This is a genomic window from Motiliproteus coralliicola, from assembly GCF_003345655.1.
GTDB lineage: Bacteria > Pseudomonadota > Gammaproteobacteria > Pseudomonadales > Balneatricaceae > Motiliproteus > Motiliproteus coralliicola.
The window spans coordinates 906466-926143 of sequence record NZ_QQOH01000001.1; the positions used below are offsets into that span (position 1 = coordinate 906466).

16 protein-coding genes are annotated in these 19678 nt (G+C 57.6%); 2 read left to right on the top strand and 14 right to left on the bottom strand.

Translation table 11 applies throughout. From position 1 onward, the window contains the following. Window positions 1–31 precede the first annotated feature (31 nt). The 5 genes from acnD to DV711_RS04080 form a co-directional block, all read right to left on the bottom strand. Window positions 32–2641 (bottom strand): Fe/S-dependent 2-methylisocitrate dehydratase AcnD, encoded by a 2610-nt coding sequence (gene acnD / locus DV711_RS04060; RefSeq protein ID WP_114694910.1) that lies wholly within the window; start codon window positions 2639–2641, stop codon window positions 32–34. A gap of 80 nt (window positions 2642–2721) precedes the next feature. Then, entirely contained in the window at window positions 2722–3849 is a 1128-nt protein-coding gene (gene prpC, locus DV711_RS04065) for a bifunctional 2-methylcitrate synthase/citrate synthase (protein ID WP_114694356.1), read from the bottom strand. A gap of 79 nt (window positions 3850–3928) precedes the next feature. Further along, window positions 3929–4819: a methylisocitrate lyase gene (gene prpB / locus DV711_RS04070; RefSeq protein ID WP_114694357.1), complete on the bottom strand. Its 891-nt coding sequence runs from the start codon at window positions 4817–4819 to the stop codon at window positions 3929–3931. 22 nt (window positions 4820–4841) lie between these two features. Then, window positions 4842–5543 carry a GntR family transcriptional regulator gene (locus DV711_RS04075; RefSeq protein WP_114694358.1) on the bottom strand — a complete coding sequence of 234 codons (702 nt, stop codon included), beginning with the start codon at window positions 5541–5543 and terminating at the stop codon, window positions 4842–4844. Between the two features lie 304 nt (window positions 5544–5847). After that, window positions 5848–6717 carry an alpha/beta fold hydrolase gene (locus tag DV711_RS04080; protein ID WP_114694359.1) on the bottom strand — a complete coding sequence of 290 codons (870 nt, stop codon included), beginning with the start codon at window positions 6715–6717 and terminating at the stop codon, window positions 5848–5850. A 190-nt stretch (window positions 6718–6907) separates the two neighbouring features. On the opposite strand from DV711_RS04080, the gene pabB reads away from it, so the two are divergent. Then, window positions 6908–8326, top strand: a complete 1419-nt coding sequence (gene pabB, locus DV711_RS04085) for an aminodeoxychorismate synthase component I (RefSeq protein WP_207802526.1) — start codon at window positions 6908–6910, stop codon at window positions 8324–8326. A 69-nt stretch (window positions 8327–8395) separates the two neighbouring features. Here the strand turns inward: pabB and DV711_RS04090 are convergent, their stop codons facing one another. The 4 genes from DV711_RS04090 to rluC form a co-directional block, all read right to left on the bottom strand. Then, the gene (locus DV711_RS04090; protein ID WP_114694360.1) at window positions 8396–9271 is read right to left on the bottom strand and encodes a Tim44 domain-containing protein; all 876 of its coding nucleotides are present in this window, start codon (window positions 9269–9271) and stop codon (window positions 8396–8398) included. A gap of 143 nt (window positions 9272–9414) precedes the next feature. Further along, a complete protein-coding gene (thrH, locus tag DV711_RS04095) occupies window positions 9415–10032 on the bottom strand; it encodes a bifunctional phosphoserine phosphatase/homoserine phosphotransferase ThrH (protein ID WP_114694361.1) in 618 nt (205 codons plus the stop codon). A gap of 253 nt (window positions 10033–10285) precedes the next feature. Beyond that, window positions 10286–11260, bottom strand: coding sequence for an HTH-type transcriptional regulator CysB (cysB, locus tag DV711_RS04100; protein ID WP_114694362.1), 975 nt, complete (start codon window positions 11258–11260; stop codon window positions 10286–10288). Between the two features lie 117 nt (window positions 11261–11377). Then, window positions 11378–12331, bottom strand: a complete 954-nt coding sequence (gene rluC / locus DV711_RS04105; protein ID WP_114694363.1) for a 23S rRNA pseudouridine(955/2504/2580) synthase RluC — start codon at window positions 12329–12331, stop codon at window positions 11378–11380. Window positions 12332–12931: 600 nt separating this feature from the next. On the opposite strand from rluC, the gene rne reads away from it, so the two are divergent. Beyond that, on the top strand, window positions 12932–16021 hold the full coding sequence (gene rne, locus DV711_RS04110) for a ribonuclease E (protein WP_114694364.1): 3090 nt from the start codon (window positions 12932–12934) through the stop codon (window positions 16019–16021). 111 nt (window positions 16022–16132) lie between these two features. Here rne and murB read toward each other — a convergent pair whose 3' ends face one another. From murB to lpxK, 5 genes are read right to left on the bottom strand one after another with little or no spacing between them, the layout of a single operon-like run. Further along, on the bottom strand, window positions 16133–17140 hold the full coding sequence (gene murB / locus DV711_RS04115; RefSeq protein WP_243633723.1) for a UDP-N-acetylmuramate dehydrogenase: 1008 nt from the start codon (window positions 17138–17140) through the stop codon (window positions 16133–16135). Between the two features lie 4 nt (window positions 17141–17144). After that, the gene (locus DV711_RS04120) at window positions 17145–17633 is read right to left on the bottom strand and encodes a low molecular weight protein-tyrosine-phosphatase (RefSeq protein ID WP_114694366.1); all 489 of its coding nucleotides are present in this window, start codon (window positions 17631–17633) and stop codon (window positions 17145–17147) included. Window positions 17634–17683: 50 nt separating this feature from the next. Next, the gene (gene kdsB / locus DV711_RS04125) at window positions 17684–18445 is read right to left on the bottom strand and encodes a 3-deoxy-manno-octulosonate cytidylyltransferase (protein ID WP_114694367.1); all 762 of its coding nucleotides are present in this window, start codon (window positions 18443–18445) and stop codon (window positions 17684–17686) included. Then, window positions 18445–18630 carry a Trm112 family protein gene (locus tag DV711_RS04130; protein ID WP_114694368.1) on the bottom strand — a complete coding sequence of 62 codons (186 nt, stop codon included), beginning with the start codon at window positions 18628–18630 and terminating at the stop codon, window positions 18445–18447. The genes kdsB and DV711_RS04130 overlap by 1 nt, the downstream gene beginning before the upstream one ends. Beyond that, a complete protein-coding gene (gene lpxK, locus DV711_RS04135; protein WP_114694369.1) occupies window positions 18623–19678 on the bottom strand; it encodes a tetraacyldisaccharide 4'-kinase in 1056 nt (351 codons plus the stop codon). The genes DV711_RS04130 and lpxK overlap by 8 nt, the downstream gene beginning before the upstream one ends.

The following is a 19678-nucleotide window of genomic DNA, read 5'->3' on the forward strand; positions in this document are numbered from 1 at the left end:
GCCGAAGCCCCAGCAGGATTGATTGCGGCGCTTAAGCGTTGGCAGCCAGGAAATCCTGAGCGAAACGCTGAAGAACACCACCGGCGGCGTGGACAACCACTTCTTCGGCTGTATCCAGACGACAGGTCACTGGGATCTGTACCTTTTCGCCGTTCTTGCGGGTCATGACCACGGTCATGTCGCAACGTGGGCTGATGTCGCCCTCAACGTCGAAGGTTTCGGTACCGTCGATGCCGTAAGTCTTACGGGTTTCGCCATCTTTGAACTGCAGTGGCAGAACGCCCATACCAACCAGGTTGGTACGGTGGATACGCTCGAAGCCTTCAGCAACGATGGTTTCAACGCCTGCCAGACGAACACCTTTGGCAGCCCAGTCACGGGAAGAACCCTGACCGTAGTCAGCACCGGCGATCAAGATCAGCGGCTGCTTACGCTCCATGTAGGTCTCGATAGCTTCCCACATGCGGCTCTCTTTGCCTTCCGGCTCGATCCGCGCCAGGGAACCCTGCTTCACTTCACCGTTGTCGTCGAGACACATCTCGTTGAGCAGTTTCGGGTTAGCGAAGGTGGCACGCTGTGCCGTCAGGTGGTCACCACGGTGAGTTGCGTAGGAGTTGTAATCCTCAGGCTTCAGACCCATCTTGCCGCAGTACTCGCCAGCGGCCGAGTCCGGCAGGATGGCGTTGGACGGAGACAGGTGGTCGGTGGTGATGTTGTCACCCAGAACCGCCAGCGGACGCATGCCCTTCATGGTGCGCTCACCTGCCAGCGCGCCTTCCCAGTAGGGAGGACGACGGATGTAGGTGGTTTGCGGACGCCAGTCGTACAGCGGGCTTGGCGCCTTCTCGATCTCACCCAGGTCAAACATCGGGATGTAGATCTGGTTGAACTGCTCCGGCTTAACGCTCTTCTCGACCAGTGCATCGATCTCTTCGTCAGACGGCCAGATGTCTTTCAGAGTGATCGGATTGCCATCTTTGTCGACACCCAGCACATCCTTTTCGATGTCGAAACGCATGGTTCCGGCGATGGCGTAGGCAACAACCAGCGGCGGCGAGGCCAGGAACGCCTGCTTGGCGTACGGATGAATACGGCCATCGAAGTTACGGTTACCGGACAGGACCGCGGTGGCGTACAGATCACGATCGATGATCTCCTGCTGAATCGCAGGATCCAGCGCACCGGACATACCGTTACAGGTCGTACAGGCGTAAGCCACGATACCGAAGCCCAGTTTCTCCAGCTCAGGCAGCAGACCGGCTTCTTCCAGGTACAGTTTGGCAACCTTGGAACCCGGCGCGAACGACGACTTAACCCAAGGCTTACGAACCAGACCCAGCTCGTTGGCTTTCTTAGCCACCAGGCCAGCAGCAACAACGTTGCGCGGGTTGGAGGTGTTGGTACAGGAGGTGATCGCAGCGATGATGACTGCACCATCGGGCATCAGGCCTTCGGCCTCTTCGGCCTTGGCCGCAGCCAGCAGTTCATCGGACGCAATGCCGCGCTCATTCAGTGATGAGGTCGGCAGACGGCGGTGCGGGTTGGACGGACCAGCCATGTTGCGGACAACGCTGGACAGATCAAACTCCAGTACACGCTCGTACTTGGCATCGACCATGTCGTCGGCCCACAGGCCGGTCAGCTTGGCGTATTGTTCAACCAGAGCAACCTGCTCGGGCTCACGACCGGTCAGCTTCAGGTAGTCGATGGTCTGCTCGTCGATATAGAACATACCGGCAGAAGCGCCGTATTCCGGTGTCATATTGGACAGCGTGGCGCGGTCACCGATCGACAGGGATGCAGCACCCGGGCCGAAGAACTCGAGGTAGGCGGAAACGACTTTCTCATTCCGCAGGAACTCGGTCATCGCCAGGGCGATATCGGTGGCGGTGATGCCCGGCTGACGCTCGCCGACGATCTTAACGCCAACGATATCGGGCAGACGCATCATCGACGGACGGCCCAGCATCACGGTCTCGGCTTCCAGACCACCGACACCGATCGCGATAACGCCCAGGGCGTCAACGTGCGGAGTGTGGGAGTCGGTACCCACACAGGTATCCGGGTAAGCAACGCCGTCACGGGCCTGGATCACCGGAGACATCTTCTCCAGGTTGATCTGGTGCATGATGCCGTTACCGGCAGGGATTACGTCTACATTGTCGAACGCAGTCTTACACCACTCGATAAAGTGGAAGCGGTCTTCGTTACGACGGTCTTCGATCTCACGGTTCTTTTCGAACGCGTCCGGGTCGAAACCCGGTGCTTCAACGGCCAGCGAGTGGTCAACGATCAGCTGGGTCGGAACAACCGGGTTAACCTTGGACGGGTCACCGCCCTGATCGGCGATCGCGTCACGCAGACCAGCCAGGTCAACCAGTGCGGTCTGACCCAGGATGTCGTGACAGACAACACGTGCGGGGTACCAGGGGAAGTCCAGATCGCGCTTGCAGTCGATCAGCTGCTTGAGCGAGTCGGTCAACGCCTCGGGCTCACAGCGACGCACCAGCTGTTCAGCCAGTACTTTGGAGGTGTAATTCAGCTTGGCATAGGCTCCTGACTGAATCGCTTCGACCGCCTCACGGGTATCGTAGTAATCCAGATCGGTACCGGCCAGCGGCTTACGGTATTGAGTATTCATAGCGAAACCCATCTTGTGTGTTCGGCTTGTGTGTTCAGGACGGCGGAGCAGAAGGTCACCCCTGCTCCGCCTGGCAGCGCTTAGTCGCGTGCTTCGATCGGCTCAACCGGACGGTTTTCCGGACCGGTGTAGTCGGCACTCGGACGGATGATGCGGTTATCGGCGCGCTGCTCAAAGACGTGCGCAGCCCAACCGGTCAAACGAGAGCAGACAAAGATCGGGGTGAACAGCTTGGTCGGGATACCCATGAAGTGGTAGGCCGAAGCGTGGAAGAAGTCAGCGTTACAGAACAGCTTCTTCTCGCGCCACATAACCTCTTCACAACGAACGGAGACCGGGTACAGCACTTCGTCACCAACGTCGGCAGCCAGCTTCTCGGACCAACCCTTGATCACGGCATTACGCGGATCGGATTCGCGGTAGATCGCGTGGCCGAAGCCCATGATCTTTTCCTTGCGCTCCAGCATGCCCATCATTTCGCGCTCGGCTTCGTCGGCGCTGGTCCAGTTCTCGATCATCTCCATCGCCGCTTCGTTGGCACCACCGTGCAGCGGGCCACGCAGGGAACCGATCGCACCGGTGATACAGCTGTGGATGTCGGACAGAGTCGAGGCACAGACACGGGCGGTGAAGGTAGAGGCGTTAAACTCGTGCTCGGCGTACAGGATCAGCGACACGTTCATCACTTTGGCGTGCAGCTCGTTGGGCTTTTCGCCCTTGAGCAGGTGCAGGAAGTGACCGCCGATGGAATCGTCGTCGGTTTCAGTCTCGATCCGAACACCGTCGTGGCTGAAGCGGTACCAGTAGTTGATGATCGACGGGAACGCTGCCAGCATGCGATCAACTTGGTCCTGCTGCTCGGAGAAGTCCTGCTCGGTTTCCAGGTTGCCCAGCATGGAACAGCCGGTACGCATCACGTCCATCGGGTGGGCGGAGGCCGGAATCTGCTCAAGAACAGTCTTCAAGGCATCGGGCAGACCGCGCAGGGTCTTGAGCTTAGCCACGTAAGCATCCAGCTCTGCCTGGTTCGGCAGTTTGCCCTTCAACAGAAGATAAGCTACTTCTTCAAAGCTGGCTTTATCGGCCAGTTCAACCATGTCGTATCCACGGTAGGTCAGGCCAGCACCACTTTTACCAACAGTACAAAGGGCAGTGGAACCTGCAGACTGGCCACGCAGACCTGCGCCACCCAGTTTTTTATCAACCATGTGAAACTCCTATCTCTTTTTTAGCTTTTGCGAATCAGATTGGGGCTCCGGCAAAGCCGGAGCCAACTGAATATTGTTATTATTTGTTCTTACCTTCTGCGAACAGGGCGTCCAGCTTCTGCTCGAAGTCGTGGTAGTTAAGGAAATCGTACAGTTCCATCCGGGTCTGCATCAGATCGACCACGTCCTTCTGATCACCCTTGGAGAGAATGTTTTCGTACACCGCCAGCGCAGCCTTGTTGGCAGCACGGAAAGCACTCAGCGGGTACAGCACCATTTCACAACCGGCAGCGGCCAGCTCTTCTTTGTTGAACAGCGGCGTGGCGCCAAACTCGGTGATGTTGGCCAGCAGCGGCGCGTCGATGGCGGAGCTGAACGCCTTGTAGTCATCCAGGGTATGGACGGCTTCGGCGAAGATGCCATCGGCACCGGCTTCGATACAGGCTTGAGCGCGCTCAACCGCCGCGTTCAGGCCTTCCATCTGGAATGCATCGGTACGGGCAATGATAAAGAAGTCGTCATCGGTACGGCCGTCGGCAGCCGCCTTAACCCGGTCAACCATCTCTTCCAGCGAAACGATCTCTTTATTCGGGCGGTGACCACAACGCTTCTGCGCAACCTGGTCTTCCATATGGATTGCACCGGCGCCAGCCTTGATCATCTCTTTCACGGTACGGGAAATATTGAACGCTCCACCCCAACCGGTATCGATATCTACCAGCAGCGGGGTTTCAACGGCACTGGAGATACGACGTACGTCTTCCAGCACATCATTCATGGTGGTCATGCCCAGATCAGGCAGACCGTAGGAGTGGTTAGCTACACCACCACCGGACAGGTAGATCGCCTGGTGTCCTACCCGCTCAGCCATCAACGCGTGGTAGGCGTTGGTGGTACCCACGATTTGCAGCGGATTATTCTCAGCCAGTGCTTTGCGGAAACGTCCGCCTGCGGTCAGTTGTTGTGCCATGAGTTACCCTCGGTCTAAGGAATTAGTGGTCGCTTTCTAACTTCGTTTTGAGTTTCTGCTCGATATTCTTTCGAGCGGCGCTGATATGACGTCGCATCAGCATTTCAGCCAATTCACCGTCCCGGTGCGAAATCGCATCGACAATGTGGCGGTGCTCGGCCAACGCCCTCACCGGGCGCGAACTGGAGAGGCTGAACTGATACCGGTACATCCGCACCAGATGGTAAAGCTCTCCGCCAAGTAATTCGATTAACTTGTTGTTTTTACTTCCCTGAACAATTCGGTAATGGAAATCCAGATCACCCTCTTTCTGGAAGTAGGAACGCCCTTCGGTCTGCTCCAGACTATCCTCGTGCTCGTCGAGTAACGCCCGCAGACTCTCGATCTCGTCGTCGGTCATGTTCTGCGCCGCCAGGCGGCAGGCCATGCCCTCCATCGCTTCACGAACGTGGTAGATCTCGATCAGCTCCTGCGACGACAGCTCGACCACCCGGGCCCCCACGTGAGGTATGCGAACGACCAGCCGTAAACCTTCTAAGCGGCGGATCGCCTCACGCAATGGCCCACGACTAATACCGTAGGTTCGGGCCAGTTCCGGCTCACTGATCTTGTGACCAGGCGGGATATCCCCCTTGATGATCGCGGTAACGATTTCACCGCAAACTCGATCCGCCAGGGTGCGGCTCTCAGGGGTTGCTTGTCGCAGAGTAGTTATCTGATTCATTGTAATTATAGATTGTCGACAATTTCTAAGTGTTAACGAAGATACGCCGCGATAATCGCAACGTCAACCAAGATTGTCGACAAAACTGTCGACACAAGACAAAAGTCTAGGGGTAATCCCGCAGATGCGAAAACAGTCCAATCCGATAGATCGGCGAACGCTAGGCCTAAAGATTGCGGCTATAGAAACAGAACCGCTGAAAGGAAGGATGGCTTCGCTGCCAACACAGACGGCAGCAATAAGTAGAACAAAGAACCAAATGGCGGATCGATCCTCTGATCAACCCGCATCAGAGCAACCCGGTTTAGTGGTCGGACTGGTAGCGCTCCAGCTCCTGCTCGAACAACGCAGCAAGCTGGCGGGGCTTCTGATAAGGAAGGCTGTGGTCACAGCCTCTGACGGAATGGTAATGCCAACGCTCAAACTGGTGCTCGAGCTGCTGATTGTACTGATGCATCGGTTCGGCCGTTCGCCCACCGACGAAACTGCTGATATCACCCTGAGACCTTAACAGCTCGGCGCGATCGCTTCGTTGGCCGAACTCGGTCACCGCATCCAGTGCATTAGCAAACCCCCGCGGCCGACGACCCAGTCGCTCCAGACTGATGGCGTCACCCCGCGGGCTGGCGATGCGCCGCGGCGAAACCAGATTAAGAAACGCCATGATACTGGCCGCAGGATCCTCACTACACCTCAACTCCGAGGCGACTTCACTGTAGAGCCGACGGCGCTGCAACGCGTCTTGCGGGTCGCTTCGGTCAACCAAGGCCGATTCGACTAGGTATTGCTTGTGCACCCGATGGGGCATCTGTTGCTTAAGTAGCAAGCTGACCAATCCCCCGAACGAATACCCCCCCAGATCAAACGCCCACCATTCCACCTGGTCCAGCAACTGGATCAGATCGCCGCAGACCTGCTCGATGGTAAAGGGCGCCTCGGCGTCATTGGGATCACGGGTTTGGCCCATGCCACGAAGATCCGGCACCAGCACTTCGGACCAGCTGTGCAGGTGAGCCACTACCGGCTCCCAGGTCTCTTCGCCAGCCACTCCAGCCCCATGCAGCAACAACAGTCGCCGCCCCTGCTCTTTATAGCGATTGCGATACAATCGATAGCCGAGATGCTGACTGGAAAGTTCGAGGTAGTCGACGGTACAGGAAAAATGGGGTTTCATTGCAATACTCACTGACAATCGAACGCGATTGTAGAGCAAGCGGACGATAGATCCCACTGGAGCTTGGCGCCCACGGGGCGTACAATCGCCGCTCTTTATCCCGGGTCGGCTAAGCGCCCTATATTCGCGCCGCCGCTGGTTATCAACCAGACTCGGTCATCGGATCACCATAACTTGCGGAAGCGCTGTATTGTCTTCAATCGCCCAATTGGCCCTGCCTTACTGCCCTGACAGTACCGAGCTGTTTGAGCGGATTCGCCACCTGCCCTATCCCGCCCTGCTCGACAGCGGCGGTTACGGCGGGAGTTTTGGTCGTTACGATATTCTCTGCGCCCAGCCCACCCATCTGTTACAGGCTGCCGACGGCAATACCCAGCTGATGCAAGTCAGCCCGAAGGGCGAGCTGCAGCAACGCTCGACAGCAGGCAACCCGTTCGATGCGCTACAGCAACTTCTGCTTGAACAGGGTTTTGATGGCGAAGCCACCGGTGAGCTACCGTTTTGCGGTGGAGCCCTGGGGTTTTTCGGCTACGACCTGGGCCGCTACGTCGAGCAGATCCCGACTCAAGCCTGCGCCGACATCCAGCTGCCGGACCTGCAGATCGGCCTCTACCCCTGGGCCATTGTGGTCGATCACCAACAGCAAAGCTGCCAACTAGTTAGCCACCAGCTCACAACGGACGAACTCACCCAGCTTTCGAAAAGCCTGACTAAGCAACTGAAGAAAGCCCTATCGCCCTTCCGGCTCAGCCAGGCTTTTGATTCCAATCTGAGCGCCAAGGACTATCGCCAGCGCTTCGAACAGATACAGCACTACATCCACAGCGGCGATTGCTATCAGGTCAACCTGGCACAGCGCTTCAGCAGCACCTATCAAGGGGATTGCTGGCAGGCCTATCAAACCTTACGCCAGACCACCGGCACCCCGTTTTCCGCCTATCTGGAGTTCCCCGAAGGGGCCATCTTGAGCCTGTCACCGGAGCGTTTCCTGCAGGTTAACGACGGACAGGTCGAGACACGCCCCATCAAGGGGACGCGCCCAAGGCACCACGACCCGCTGATCGATCGCCAATACAAGCAGCAGCTGATAGACAGCCCCAAGGATCGGGCCGAAAACTTGATGATCGTCGATCTGCTACGCAACGACCTGGGACGCAGCTGCAAAACCGGCTCAGTCCGGGTACCGGAGCTGTTCAAGATCGAAAGCTACGCCAATGTCCATCATCTGGTCACGGCGATTACGGCTGAACTGGAACAGCCCATCGACGTGATCGAACTGTTTCGCGGCAGCTTCCCCGGCGGCTCAATCACCGGCGCCCCAAAGATCAGATCGATGGAGATCATCGAAGAACTCGAGCCCCATCGCCGCTCAGCCTACTGCGGCTCCATCGGCTATATCGGCCTCAATGGCCAGGCGGACAGCAGCATCTGCATTCGAACCCTGGTGGCCGACCGGGACTCAACCCAAACCGATAGCGGAAAGCTGCATTGCTGGGCCGGCGGCGGCATCGTCGCCGATTCCGATTGCGAGGCCGAATACCAAGAGACTTTCGACAAGGTCAACAACCTGCTCAAGGGGCTACAAGAGCGCTATCTACCGACCGCCTAGGCCCAGCCCAAAAATCGACGCAAAAAAAACGCCGCTATGCGGCGTTTTTTTATTTCGCTTTCGAGCAGCCTAGGCCTGCTCGATACCGACGATAAACCAGTCGGCCCCGTCTTCGGACAGATCACGGGTCAGATGCCAGACCTCTCGGAACTCGGTAGTCTGAGCACCAGCACCTTCGCGCATCCAACCACTGAACAGCACGCTGATCTGAGCCTGCTGGTCCTTCTCACGGTAACCGATCAGTTCGGCCAGCACCGATACCAGGTCATTATCGAGCACCACATCGCCAAGTTTGGCGCGCTCAGCTTCCAACGCCCGGTACAACTCAGAAGAGCAGTAGCTTTCGATGGTCGGCAGGTCGTTCTGGCTCCAGGCTTGCTGCAATTGACCAAAGTGCCCTTTAGCTCCATCCAGGAAAGCCCGCTCGTTAAACCAACTCGGCAGCTCGACGGTTTCAGCTTCAGCGCCCTGACCACCCCAGTTAAAGCCGGATTGGAACCCCTGGGCATTAGTACGAGCCTGCGGCTCTGCATGGGGCGCCGGTTCCGTATCCACCCGTGGATGGCCAGCATAGCTCGGCTGAGCCGATTTACGAGCAAACAACTTGAAAAGCACGAAGGCGATCACGGCGATGATCAGCACATCCATGATCTGAATACCGTCAAAGGCGCCGCCAAAGAACAGCGCGGCTAGCAGACCACCAGCCAGCAGACCACCGAGCATACCGCCCATGCCCGACTTAGGCTTAGTTGCCGAGGTAGTGGTACCGGACTGCTTCGGTGCAGCTGTCGGGGCCGGATCCGACTTCGGCGTGGTTTTTTTCGGGGTAAAGAAGGACTTGCCGAAGCTGCCACCGCCACCAAGGCGTTTGGCTTCAGCGGCATCCGGTGCCAGCGTTAGGCCAAGCATCAGGACGCAACAAAAGGCGGTTAGTGTCTTAAACATGTCTTTCCTCATGGTTAGGGGTGAATCTATTGGATTACAAAAGTCGCACAGAGTTCGAATTTGCCGCTTTCGCGCAAAATAAAGCCACTACCAAGAACAACAATGGCCGAGAACGGCAATGGCTTTGCTGACCACGGTGACGATTAAAGCGTCAGATCACGATTACTGGCGGCAATAAAGGCTTTTTTCAAGTCTTCGTAGTTGTGCACCGCCGGGAACTGCGGGAACTCATCGATCACATTCTGCGGCGCATGGAACAGGATCCCAGCATCGGCCTGGGCCAGCATGGTGGTGTCATTGTAGGAATCACCAGCGGCAATCACCCGGTAGTAGAGCCCCTGGAAGGCCAACACCGACTGACGCTTAGGGTTCGCCTGGCGCAGTTTGTAATCGACGATGCGACCGCTTTCATCCGCGATCAGACGGTGGCAGAACAGCGTCGGGAAGCCCAGCTGGCGCATCAGCGGCTGGGAGAATTCGTAGAAGGTATCGGACAGAATCACCACCTGGAAACGTTCGCGCAGCCAGTCGACGAACTCCACCGCGCCATCGAGCGGCTTCAGCTTGGCGATCGTGGCCTGGATCTGCGGCAAGGTCAGGCCGTGCTGATCGAGGATACGCAGACGCTGCTGCATCAGCTCGTCATAGTCGGGAATATCGCGGGTCGTCGCCTTGAGCTCTTCAATACCGGTCTCGTTGGCGAACTCGATCCAGATCTCCGGGACCAACACCCCTTCCAGGTCTAAACATGCGATTTCCACGTCGCTCTCCTCGCTTAATGGATGATGACTTGAACCGCCCTGACGACGGCTAACCGGGCCGGACTCTAACCTGCTTTGATGCCGCAGGCAATGCCACCTCCGATGCACGGATGGGCCAGCAAATCGCAAACCATGAGATCCCGGCACAGGACAACTTTCCACCACAAGCGCGAGGCGCGGTACTGATCAGCGAATGAGGCGAGGAAAACGTGATGGACAATCAACCCAGATGCTTACCCATCCTCAGCACTGCTTAGTGATCGGGCAGCTCGATCCCTTCGAACAACTTATCCCGCTCCGCCCGATTACTGCACTCGGCCGCCTGATCGATCAGCTCCCGGGTCAGGTGCGGGGCAAAGCCTTGGATAAAGTCGTACATATAGCCACGCAGGAAGGTACCGCGACGGAAACCGATCTTGGTGGAGCTGGCCTCAAACAGATGGCTGGCATCGATCGCCACCAGATCGCGATCCAGCTCCGGTTCGAACGCCATGGTTGCGATAATACCCACGCCCAGATTCAGGCGCACATAGGTCTTGATCACGTCAGAGTCGACCGCGGTAAACACCACCTTCGGATCCAGCCCCTGGCGATTGAAGGCATCATCGAGCTTGGAGCGACCGGTAAAGCCAAACACATAAGTCACTATCGGGTGCTTGGCCAGCTCTTCCAGGGTTAACTTGGACACCTGCGCCAACGGATGGTCCTTGGGAACGACCACCGAGCGGTTCCAGCGGAAACAGGGCATCATCACCAGATTGCTGAAATGCGACATCGCCTCGGTGGCAATCGCAAAGTCGACGGTGCCATCGGCTGCCATCTCTGCGATCTGCATCGGGGTGCCCTGATGCATATGCAGCGACACTTCCGGGTACTTATCGATAAAACCAGCGATTACTTCCGGCAGCGCGTATCGTGCCTGGGTATGGGTAGTCGCGACCGCCAGACTGCCCTTACGCTCGTCACTGTATTCTTGAGCGATCTGCTTGATCGTTTCGGCTTTACGCAGAATATCGCCGGCGATATCCAGAATTGACTGCCCCGCCTCCGTGACCCTTGTCAGGTGCTTACCGCTACGGGCAAAGACCTCAACCCCCAGCTCGTCCTCAAGCAGCCGAATCTGTTTGCTGATGCCGGGCTGGGAGGTATAGAGGCTCTGCGCTGTGGCCGACACATTCAGATCATGCTTGGCCACTTCACAGATATAACGCAACTGCTGCAATTTCATGCTGAAAGCCCCTTTTAGAAACTGATGGAATTAAAAGCTATTGCTCTAAGAATAATCCATACCGTTTAAGAGGCAAGCCCTAAGAACAAAAAGGAATAAAGAGGGATGAAACGCAGCTTAACGTAATCGGGCCAAAGCCTGCTGCAATGGCGCTTCGAGCGGCGCCTTGACGATAATCCGCTCACCCGTCCCCGGCAGCCGGACCCGCAACTCAGCAGCGTGCAGGAACAATCGCTTCACCCCCTGTTCGCGCATCTCCCGATTGGCCTGTTCATCGCCATACTTGGGATCACCGATAATCGGATGGCCAGCATACTGGGTATGCACCCGGATCTGGTGGGTACGACCGGTAATCGGTTTGGCCTCTACCAGCGAACAATGCTCAAACTGCTGCAGCACCCGAAACTGGGTTAAGGAAGCCTTACCGTCAGCATCGACCCTCACCACGCGCTCTCCGGACTTCAACTCATTCTTCTTCAGCGGTGCTTCAACCTTAACCCGGCGCTTAGACCAGCGCCCAACCACCAATGCATGGTAGATTTTATCAACCCGATTCTGGCGCAGGTCTTCGTGCAGCGCCTTGAGCGCACTCCTCTTTTTGGCCACCATCACCGCACCGGAGGTATCGCGATCAAGCCGATGCACCAATTCCAGAAATTTGGCCTGCGGACGCATCACACGCAGCGCCTCGATCAATCCCAGATTGATCCCGCTACCACCATGGACCGCCAACCCCGATGGTTTATTAACCACCAGCAACTGATCGTTCTCAAACAAGATGGCGTCTTCAAGCCGGCTCGACAGTCCCTCGCTGACCTTGGGCGGCGCCTTCTCCTCGGGCAACCGCAACGGAGGTATCCTGACTTTGTCACCAGCCTGCAAACGATATGGCGCCTTCACCCGTCCTTTATTAACGCGCACTTCCCCCTTGCGCAGAATGCGATAGATCAGCGTCTTAGGTGCGCCTTTCAGACGGGTCATCAAAAAGTTATCGATCCGCTGTCCGGCCTGATGTTCGTCAATATCTACCCACTGAACACCGGTCGAGGGCTGTTTCGCCTCTGTAGTCATAGTCTTAGGAAGGGCCTTCAATTGCTGGGGAAAGGAATAGCTGCTATATTGTCGCGTCGCTCAGAGAAGCTAGTGCCTCCGAGCAATTTGCGGATCGCATTGTAACTGATTCCTGCCCAATCGGCAGATGAAAATCCAGGCATCCGCAACGGCCGAGACAACGGCCATTTTATTGACAGACACCAGGGGTAGCAGCGCTCGAATCGTCAGGCTGCTACTGAAAACAAGTCGCGCGCCCTGAACTCAACGCTTCGCGATTTGGATTGATTTATGCCTTGTGTTAGGTGGAGATGTCAGTAACCCATGGATCTATGCGCCATCCATCATGATCTGCGCATATCAATAACGGTCAGCCGCTTCGAAAGCCGCGCTTAAGACCCATCCGAGATTGGTTACTGTTTCCTGCACCGAGAGGTTTACCACAGACAGAAACGAGCGCGACATCTCGCGCCAGGCTACGATGCCCAGAGGCATTGACACAGCACTTCTGTGCGCCTGTGAAACTGACTGCACACATAAACATATCGATTCGAATACAGTAAAAAAAACCTGTTGATTCAAGGCGGTGCGATTACTCACTAAAGAGTTGAATAAGCACCCATGAAAAGAATGCTAATCAACGCAACTCAGCCTGAGGAGTTGCGTGTAGCGCTGGTCGATGGCCAACGCCTGTACGATCTGGATATCGAATCCGGCGCCCGCGAGCAGAAAAAAGCCAACATCTATGTTGGCCGTATCACTCGAGTCGAGCCCAGCCTCGAAGCGGCCTTCGTCGACTTCGGCGCAGACCGCCACGGTTTCCTGCCGCTTAAAGAGATCTCTCGCGAATACTTCAAAGACAGCAACACCAAAGGCCGTGTCAGCATCAAGGATGTGATCACCGAAGGCCAGGAAGTGATTGTCCAGGTCGACAAGGAAGAGCGCGGTAACAAGGGCGCCGCCCTGACCACCTTTATCTCACTGGCCGGTCGCTATCTGGTGCTGATGCCCAACAACCCACGGGCCGGTGGTATCTCCCGTCGCATCGAGGGTGAGGAGCGCAACCAGCTGCGCGAAGCGCTGAATCAGGTCAACGTCCCCGACTCCATGGGCGTTATTGTTCGCACCGCCGGTATCGGTCGCTCCGCTGAAGAGCTGCAATGGGACCTGGACTATCTGAACCAGCTATGGAGCTCGATCACCGAAGCCTCCACCCAGAAGAAAGCCCCCTTCCTGATTTATCAGGAGAGCAACGTCATCATCCGCGCCATCCGCGACTACCTGCGCTCGGATATCGGCGAAGTGCTGATCGACAACCCCTCTATCCATCAGGAGGCCCTGGAGTTCATCAAGCACGTCATGCCCAGCTACGAGAGCAAGATCAAGCTCTATAGCGAAGAGACGCCGATGTTTAACCGCTTTCAGATCGAAACTCAGATCGAGAGCGCGTTCCAGCGCGAAGTCCGCCTGCCTTCCGGCGGCTCCATCGTAATCGATCCGACCGAAGCCCTGGTCTCCATCGACATCAACTCTGCCCGCGCTACCAAGGGCGGCGATATAGAAGAGACCGCGCTGCAAACCAACCTGGAAGCGGCCGATGAGATCGCCCGCCAGCTGCGTCTGCGCGATATCGGCGGCCTGATCGTGATTGACTTTATCGATATGACCCCGGTGCGCAACCAGCGCGAGGTCGAGAACCGGATGAAGGACGCCCTCAAGGTCGATCGCGCCCGTGTCCAGGTTGGCCGCATCTCCCGCTTCGGCCTGCTCGAAATGAGCCGTCAACGCCTGCGCCCGTCCCTGGGCGAGACCAGCGGTATCGTCTGCCCGCGCTGTAACGGCCAGGGCACCATCCGCGATATTGGCTCGCTGGCACTGTCGATCATGCGTCTGATGGAGGAAGAAGCCTCCAAGGACCGCACTGCCCAGATCCAGGCCAACGTACCGGTCAACGTCGCCACCTACCTGCTGAACGAGAAGCGCAACAATCTTCGCGCGATCGAAAAGCGCCATGCGGTCGATATCTTCGTGATCCCGAATCCCAGCATGGACACCCCGCAGTACGAAGTCACCCGGATCCGTGACGACAACACTACCTCCGATGTCAGCTACGACATGGCGATCGACGAGGTTCAAGAAGAGGAAACCCTGACCACCGCTGCACCGATTCGCCGGCCAGAAGCGGCGGTCAAAGGCATCACCCCGGCCAAGCCGGCGCCGATCGCTTCCGCCCCCAACGCGGTAGCCGATAAACCCGAGCCCGAAGCCAGCGGCGGCCTGAGCAAGCGCCTGTTCTCTGCCATCTCCGCCCTGTTCGGCGCCTCTTCTGAAGAACCCAAGACCGAAGAGAAGCCCAAAGCACGTCAGGCCGACAACAGCAGTGAATCGCGCGAAGGCCAGAACCGTCGCCGTCGTCGCAACGACAACCGTCGCCGTCGCGGCCGCAACAAAGACCGCTCCGACGAGCAGAATCGTAAAGATGAACAGGCCGAAGGCGGCAAGAGTGACAAGGGCGAAAAAGGCGACAGCGAAGAAGCCAAGCCGTCCCGTCGTCGTCGCAACCGCAAGTCCGAGGAGAGCACAGGCGAGCAACGCCGTGGCCGCAAGCCCGAGGAGAGCGGTAGCGAGAAGCGCCGCGGACGCAAGCGTGACGAGCAGAAGCCGCAAGTCGATTCCAGCGTAGAGCATCAGGCCAGCGATGAGCAGACCGGCAACGAAGACGCTCCGCGTCGTCGTGACCGCAACTCCAAGCGCCGTAGCGAGCGCGCCGGCCGTCGCAGCGGTGAGCGCAGCAAGCGTGAGGATCTGCTGGAAAAACTGGAAGCCGAACAGCAGGCAAAGGCCGATGCCGAAGCCGCCGCAGCGGCCGAAGCTGCCAAGCAACTCGTCGATGACGCCGAATCGGAACAGGAGCAACCTGCTACCGAACAGGCTTCAACCGATGATAGCGCTAAAGACGAGACCAAACGAGAGCGCCCACGCCGTTCTCGCCGCTCACGCAGCAAAGCCAAGGCTGACACCGAAGTGACAACCGCCGACACCGAATCACCGGTGAACAGCAAAGCGGAGCAACCAGCGCAAGTCACTGAGGCTAACGCCGAGACCGAGTCTGCCAAAACCGCCGCACCGGAGGCCGAGCAGGTAACTGCGCCTGCGGAAGCTCCCGAGGCGGAAAGCTCGGACACTGAGACCGCCAGCAGCGAAGCAGCGCCTGAGGCCAAACCGGCCGCAGAGTCCGCGCCGCAAACAGCTGAAGAAGCCCCGGCCGCCCAAGTGCAGCAGACAGAGGCCGAGGCCGAGGACAAACCCAAGGCACGTCGTCGCGGCCGCGTCGCCAACGACCCGCGCGAAAAGCGCCGTCGTCAAAAGGCAGAAGCCGAAGCGCGCGCCCGCGCCGAGACTGAAGCCGTAACGGTCGAGCAGAGCGAGCCAGCCGACAGCGCAGCAGAACCAGCTGTCGAAGCTGCCGCTGAAGTTGCAGCAGCCGTTAGCACCCCGGCTCAACAGCCGGAATCCGAACCGACAGCGCAGGCCGAGCCGGAGGTCGCTTCCGAGCCGAAGACCGACAAGAGCCTGGTTGAACGCGCTGTTGAGGCGGCTGAAGCCACAGAGGCTAGCAACGTAGCTGCTGACTCCCAGAGTGGCACCGAAACCGAGGAAAAGCCGGATTCGGAGGCGGAAACCGCCACCACCGCGAAAGACCAGGCTTAAGCCTGGTCGATCCCTCCTACCGGCAATAGCCGATAAAAAAGGCCGAGATTGAAATCAATCTCGGCCTTTTTCGTTTTTGCTTCGGTCTAACCTGGCGCACCGACCAGCTACTCAGATAATTCGAGGCTCTATCTCCAGCGCCACCCCGTAGCGCTCGCTCACGTCCTGTCGAATATCATCCGCCAACTGCAACAACTCCGCAGCGCCGCCGCCCCCGAAGTGGACCAATACCAACGCCTGCTGGCTGTGCACGCCGACATGGGCACGCCGACAACCCTTCCAACCCGCCTGATCGATCAACCAGGCGGCAGCCAGTTTGGCGCCATGGAGATCTGGAAAACTAACTACGGCCGGATAACGCTGTTTCAAACGCGCCAACTCAGCCAAGCTGATCACCGGGTTTTTAAAGAAACTGCCTGCATTGGCCAGCGCTTCCGGATCCGGCAGTTTCTGACGCCTTAGCGCCACCACCGCGTCGAACACATCTCGCGCCTCCGGATTCTTTCCTAACCGCTCCGACAAGCCCGCATAGCCTAGTTGCGGCTGGAAGCGGGTTTGCAGCTCAAAGCTGACCGACAGGATGACATAGCGATCCGGTTCGACACTCTTGAACAGGCTATCGCGATAACCGAAGCCACAGGCCGCAACATCAAGTTCACAAAGCGTCCTTTGCTGCCGATCCCAGACCTCAACACTTCGAATACAGTCTTTAACCTCGACCCCATAGGCGCCGATATTCTGTATGGGTGCTGCGCCAACGGTACCGGGAATCAATGCCAGGTTTTCCAACCCGTACCAGCCGTTATCGATACAGAATTCGACAAAGTCATGCCAGTTCTCTCCCGCCTGTGCGCGCACCAGCACGGAGTCACCGGTGAGAGATTGACACTCAATACCGCGACTGCAGATACGAACACAGAGGCCGTCGAAATCTTTGCTCAGGATCAGATTACTGCCGCCACCCAACAGCAACAGCGGCTGATCCGCGCTGGTGGAGTGTAGAAGTTCTAGCAATTGCTCACGACTGTCCGCCTGTGCAAAACGAGAGGCAAAAGCCGGCAACCTTAGGGTGGTCAGCGCTGAAAGATCTTTAGCGCTAGTGATAGCATTGTGCGACACAGGCTTAATCCTGCTGCAATCGCTGGTGGATCTCGCGCAACAATCCGCCGGACGCATCCTCGATCAGATCAAGCACCAGATCGAACCCTCGTGCACCGCCGTAATAGGGGTCAGGCACTTCACTGAATCGCTGCTGTTCAGAATGCTCAAGGAACAGCTGAAGCCTGGCTTTGGGGTTATCCGGCATTATTTCCTGAAGGTTGCGAAGATTTTCGTTGTCCATCGCCAGAATGTAGTCATAACGATGAAAATCTTCACTCTGTACCTTACGGGCGCGCAATCGCTTCAAATCATAGCCACGTTCGGAAGCCACCTTGATCGAGCGATGATCCGGTTTGGCGCCCACATGAAAGGCCGCCGTTCCGGCTGAATCCACCTCGACAATACCGGACAGCCCCTGCTGCGACACCAGGTGTTGAAACACGCCATGGGCGGTCGGTGAACGACAGATATTGCCCAGACAGACAAACAGAACTGAGTAACGCGACTGCATGATCGATCCGTATTAAAGCTAGTTCAGATAGGTTTCAGGCTTCAACGAGCCTACTCCGCGGCGGACAGAATCTGCCGCACCCGGGCCAGATCTGCCTCAGTATCCACCCCGGCAGGCAAAGCAACATCGGCCGGTGCCACATGAATTCGAGCCCCGTTCCACATTGCCCGCAGCTGTTCCAGACACTCTGTCTGCTCCAGCTCGCACGCAGGCCACTGCACAAAATCATTCAACAGCTTGACCCGGTAAGCATAGATACCGATATGACGCTGGTAGTTACCGGTCGGCATCTGCTCGGCCCCGGAGGCGAAAGCATCCCGCGGCCAGGGTATCGGAGCGCGACTGAAATAGAGCGCGAAACCGCGCCTGTCGGCCACGACTTTGACGGAGTTTGGGTTGGTCAGCGTCTGCAGATCATCGATAGGTTCACAGAGCGTGGCGATACTGGCCTCGGGCTCTGCTGCCAAATTATGGGCTACCTGATTGATCACCCGCGGCGGAATCAGCGGCTCATCACCCTGCACATTAACCACAATATCATCGGCGTAGAACGCCTTTTGCCTGACCACCTCCTGCAAGCGATCCGTCCCCGAGAGATGCTCGGCAGAGGTCATACTGACATCAGCTCCGAAACTTTCAGCCACATCGGCAATACGCTGATCGTCTGTGGCTATAATGACCGCTCGCGCCTCACTCTCGCGGGCCCGTTCGTACACATGCTGGATCATCGGCTTGCCGGCGATATTCAGCAGCGGCTTTCCCGGCAGCCGGGTTGAGGCATAACGGGCCGGAATAATGACAGAAAAAGCCATTAGCGCTGCTCGCGCTCTTCCGGTGACAACTCGCGAGCTTCGTTTTCCAGCATTACCGGAATGCCGTCCCGGATCGGGTAAGCCAGCCCACTGGCATAACAGAACAGCTCATTGGTGTCTTTGTTCCATTCAACCGGCGCCTTGGCAACCGGACAGATCAGGATGTCGAGCAGTTTTTTATCCATCTTTATTCCTAGCATCTTGTGGCCGCTCCTCGGCAGAAGCCGCCACCAGCTGATTAATCTTGGTCAGCAACGCATCCTGAAAGCCCACGGGCAGCGTTGCTGTTACCGGCAAATAATACCGATTGTCGGGACTAAATGCGCGACATTTAACCGCGTCCTTCTCGGTCATCACCAAGGGCAGTTCCGGCTCAAACTGCAGCTCCTCCTCCTGGTAGCGGTGATGATCGACAAACGAGTGCGCATTGACCTCGAAGCCCAGTTTTCCAAGTGTATCGTAGAACCGCTGCGGGTTACCGATACCGGCAACCGCATGGACCGATTGCGGTGCCAGCTCGACAGCCTCGCCATCGAGTCGACGCCAACCGCCGGGCCGTAGCGCCATCACCGCAGTCTCTTCGACTGCCAGCGCTGAAAGCTGAGACTGAAGCTGAGGATTTGAGTCCGGCTGACCGTTGATAACAATAAAGCCCACCTGTTCCAAACGACTTGGCGGTTCTCGCAGCGGCCCAACCGGTAGGCAATGGCCGTTGCCGAATCCGCGCTGACCATCGATCAGCACAATCTCGATATCCCGCTGCAGCGCATAATGTTGCAAGCCGTCATCGCTGACGATCAGGTCACAGTCATGGTGCTGCAACAGGTGACGAACCGCACGACCGCGATCGGGGTCCACCACCAGCGGGCAGCCTGAGTGACTGGCCAGCATCAACGGCTCGTCACCGACCTGCTCAGGACGACTTTGAGCTGTGACGGCGAACGGATATTCGGGTGCCTTACCGCCATAGCCACGGCTGACGACCCCTGGGCGGAGCCCACGCTGTTTAAGCTGCTCAAGCAGCCAAAGGGTAAAGGGGGTTTTGCCGGTTCCACCGATACTGATGTTACCAACGACGACCACCGGTACGGACGCACGATAGCTTGGTTTACGCTGCTGCTGATAAGCCTGTCGGCGGCGCTGCGCCAGCGCAGAAAAAACTCCCTCCAGCGGAGACAGCAGTTTCAACACCCCCGCTGAGCCATACCAATGCCGATCCAACCAGGAGGACAA

Bases quoted from the DNA above. Each gene is read 5' to 3' on its own strand.
- acnD (WP_114694910.1), bottom strand. From the start codon at position 2,641: ATGAATACTCAATACCGTAAGCCGCTGGCCGGTACCGATCTGGATTAC.
- prpC (WP_114694356.1), bottom strand. From the start codon at position 3,849: ATGGTTGATAAAAAACTGGGTGGCGCAGGTCTGCGTGGCCAGTCTGCA.
- prpB (WP_114694357.1), bottom strand. From the start codon at position 4,819: ATGGCACAACAACTGACCGCAGGCGGACGTTTCCGCAAAGCACTGGCT.
- DV711_RS04075 (WP_114694358.1), bottom strand. From the start codon at position 5,543: ATGAATCAGATAACTACTCTGCGACAAGCAACCCCTGAGAGCCGCACC.
- DV711_RS04080 (WP_114694359.1), bottom strand. From the start codon at position 6,717: ATGAAACCCCATTTTTCCTGTACCGTCGACTACCTCGAACTTTCCAGT.
- DV711_RS04090 (WP_114694360.1), bottom strand. From the start codon at position 9,271: ATGTTTAAGACACTAACCGCCTTTTGTTGCGTCCTGATGCTTGGCCTA.
- cysB (WP_114694362.1), bottom strand. From the start codon at position 11,260: ATGAAATTGCAGCAGTTGCGTTATATCTGTGAAGTGGCCAAGCATGAT.
- rluC (WP_114694363.1), bottom strand. From the start codon at position 12,331: ATGACTACAGAGGCGAAACAGCCCTCGACCGGTGTTCAGTGGGTAGAT.
- rne (WP_114694364.1), top strand. From the start codon at position 12,932: ATGAAAAGAATGCTAATCAACGCAACTCAGCCTGAGGAGTTGCGTGTA.
- DV711_RS04120 (WP_114694366.1), bottom strand. From the start codon at position 17,633: ATGCAGTCGCGTTACTCAGTTCTGTTTGTCTGTCTGGGCAATATCTGT.
- kdsB (WP_114694367.1), bottom strand. From the start codon at position 18,445: ATGGCTTTTTCTGTCATTATTCCGGCCCGTTATGCCTCAACCCGGCTG.
- DV711_RS04130 (WP_114694368.1), bottom strand. From the start codon at position 18,630: ATGGATAAAAAACTGCTCGACATCCTGATCTGTCCGGTTGCCAAGGCG.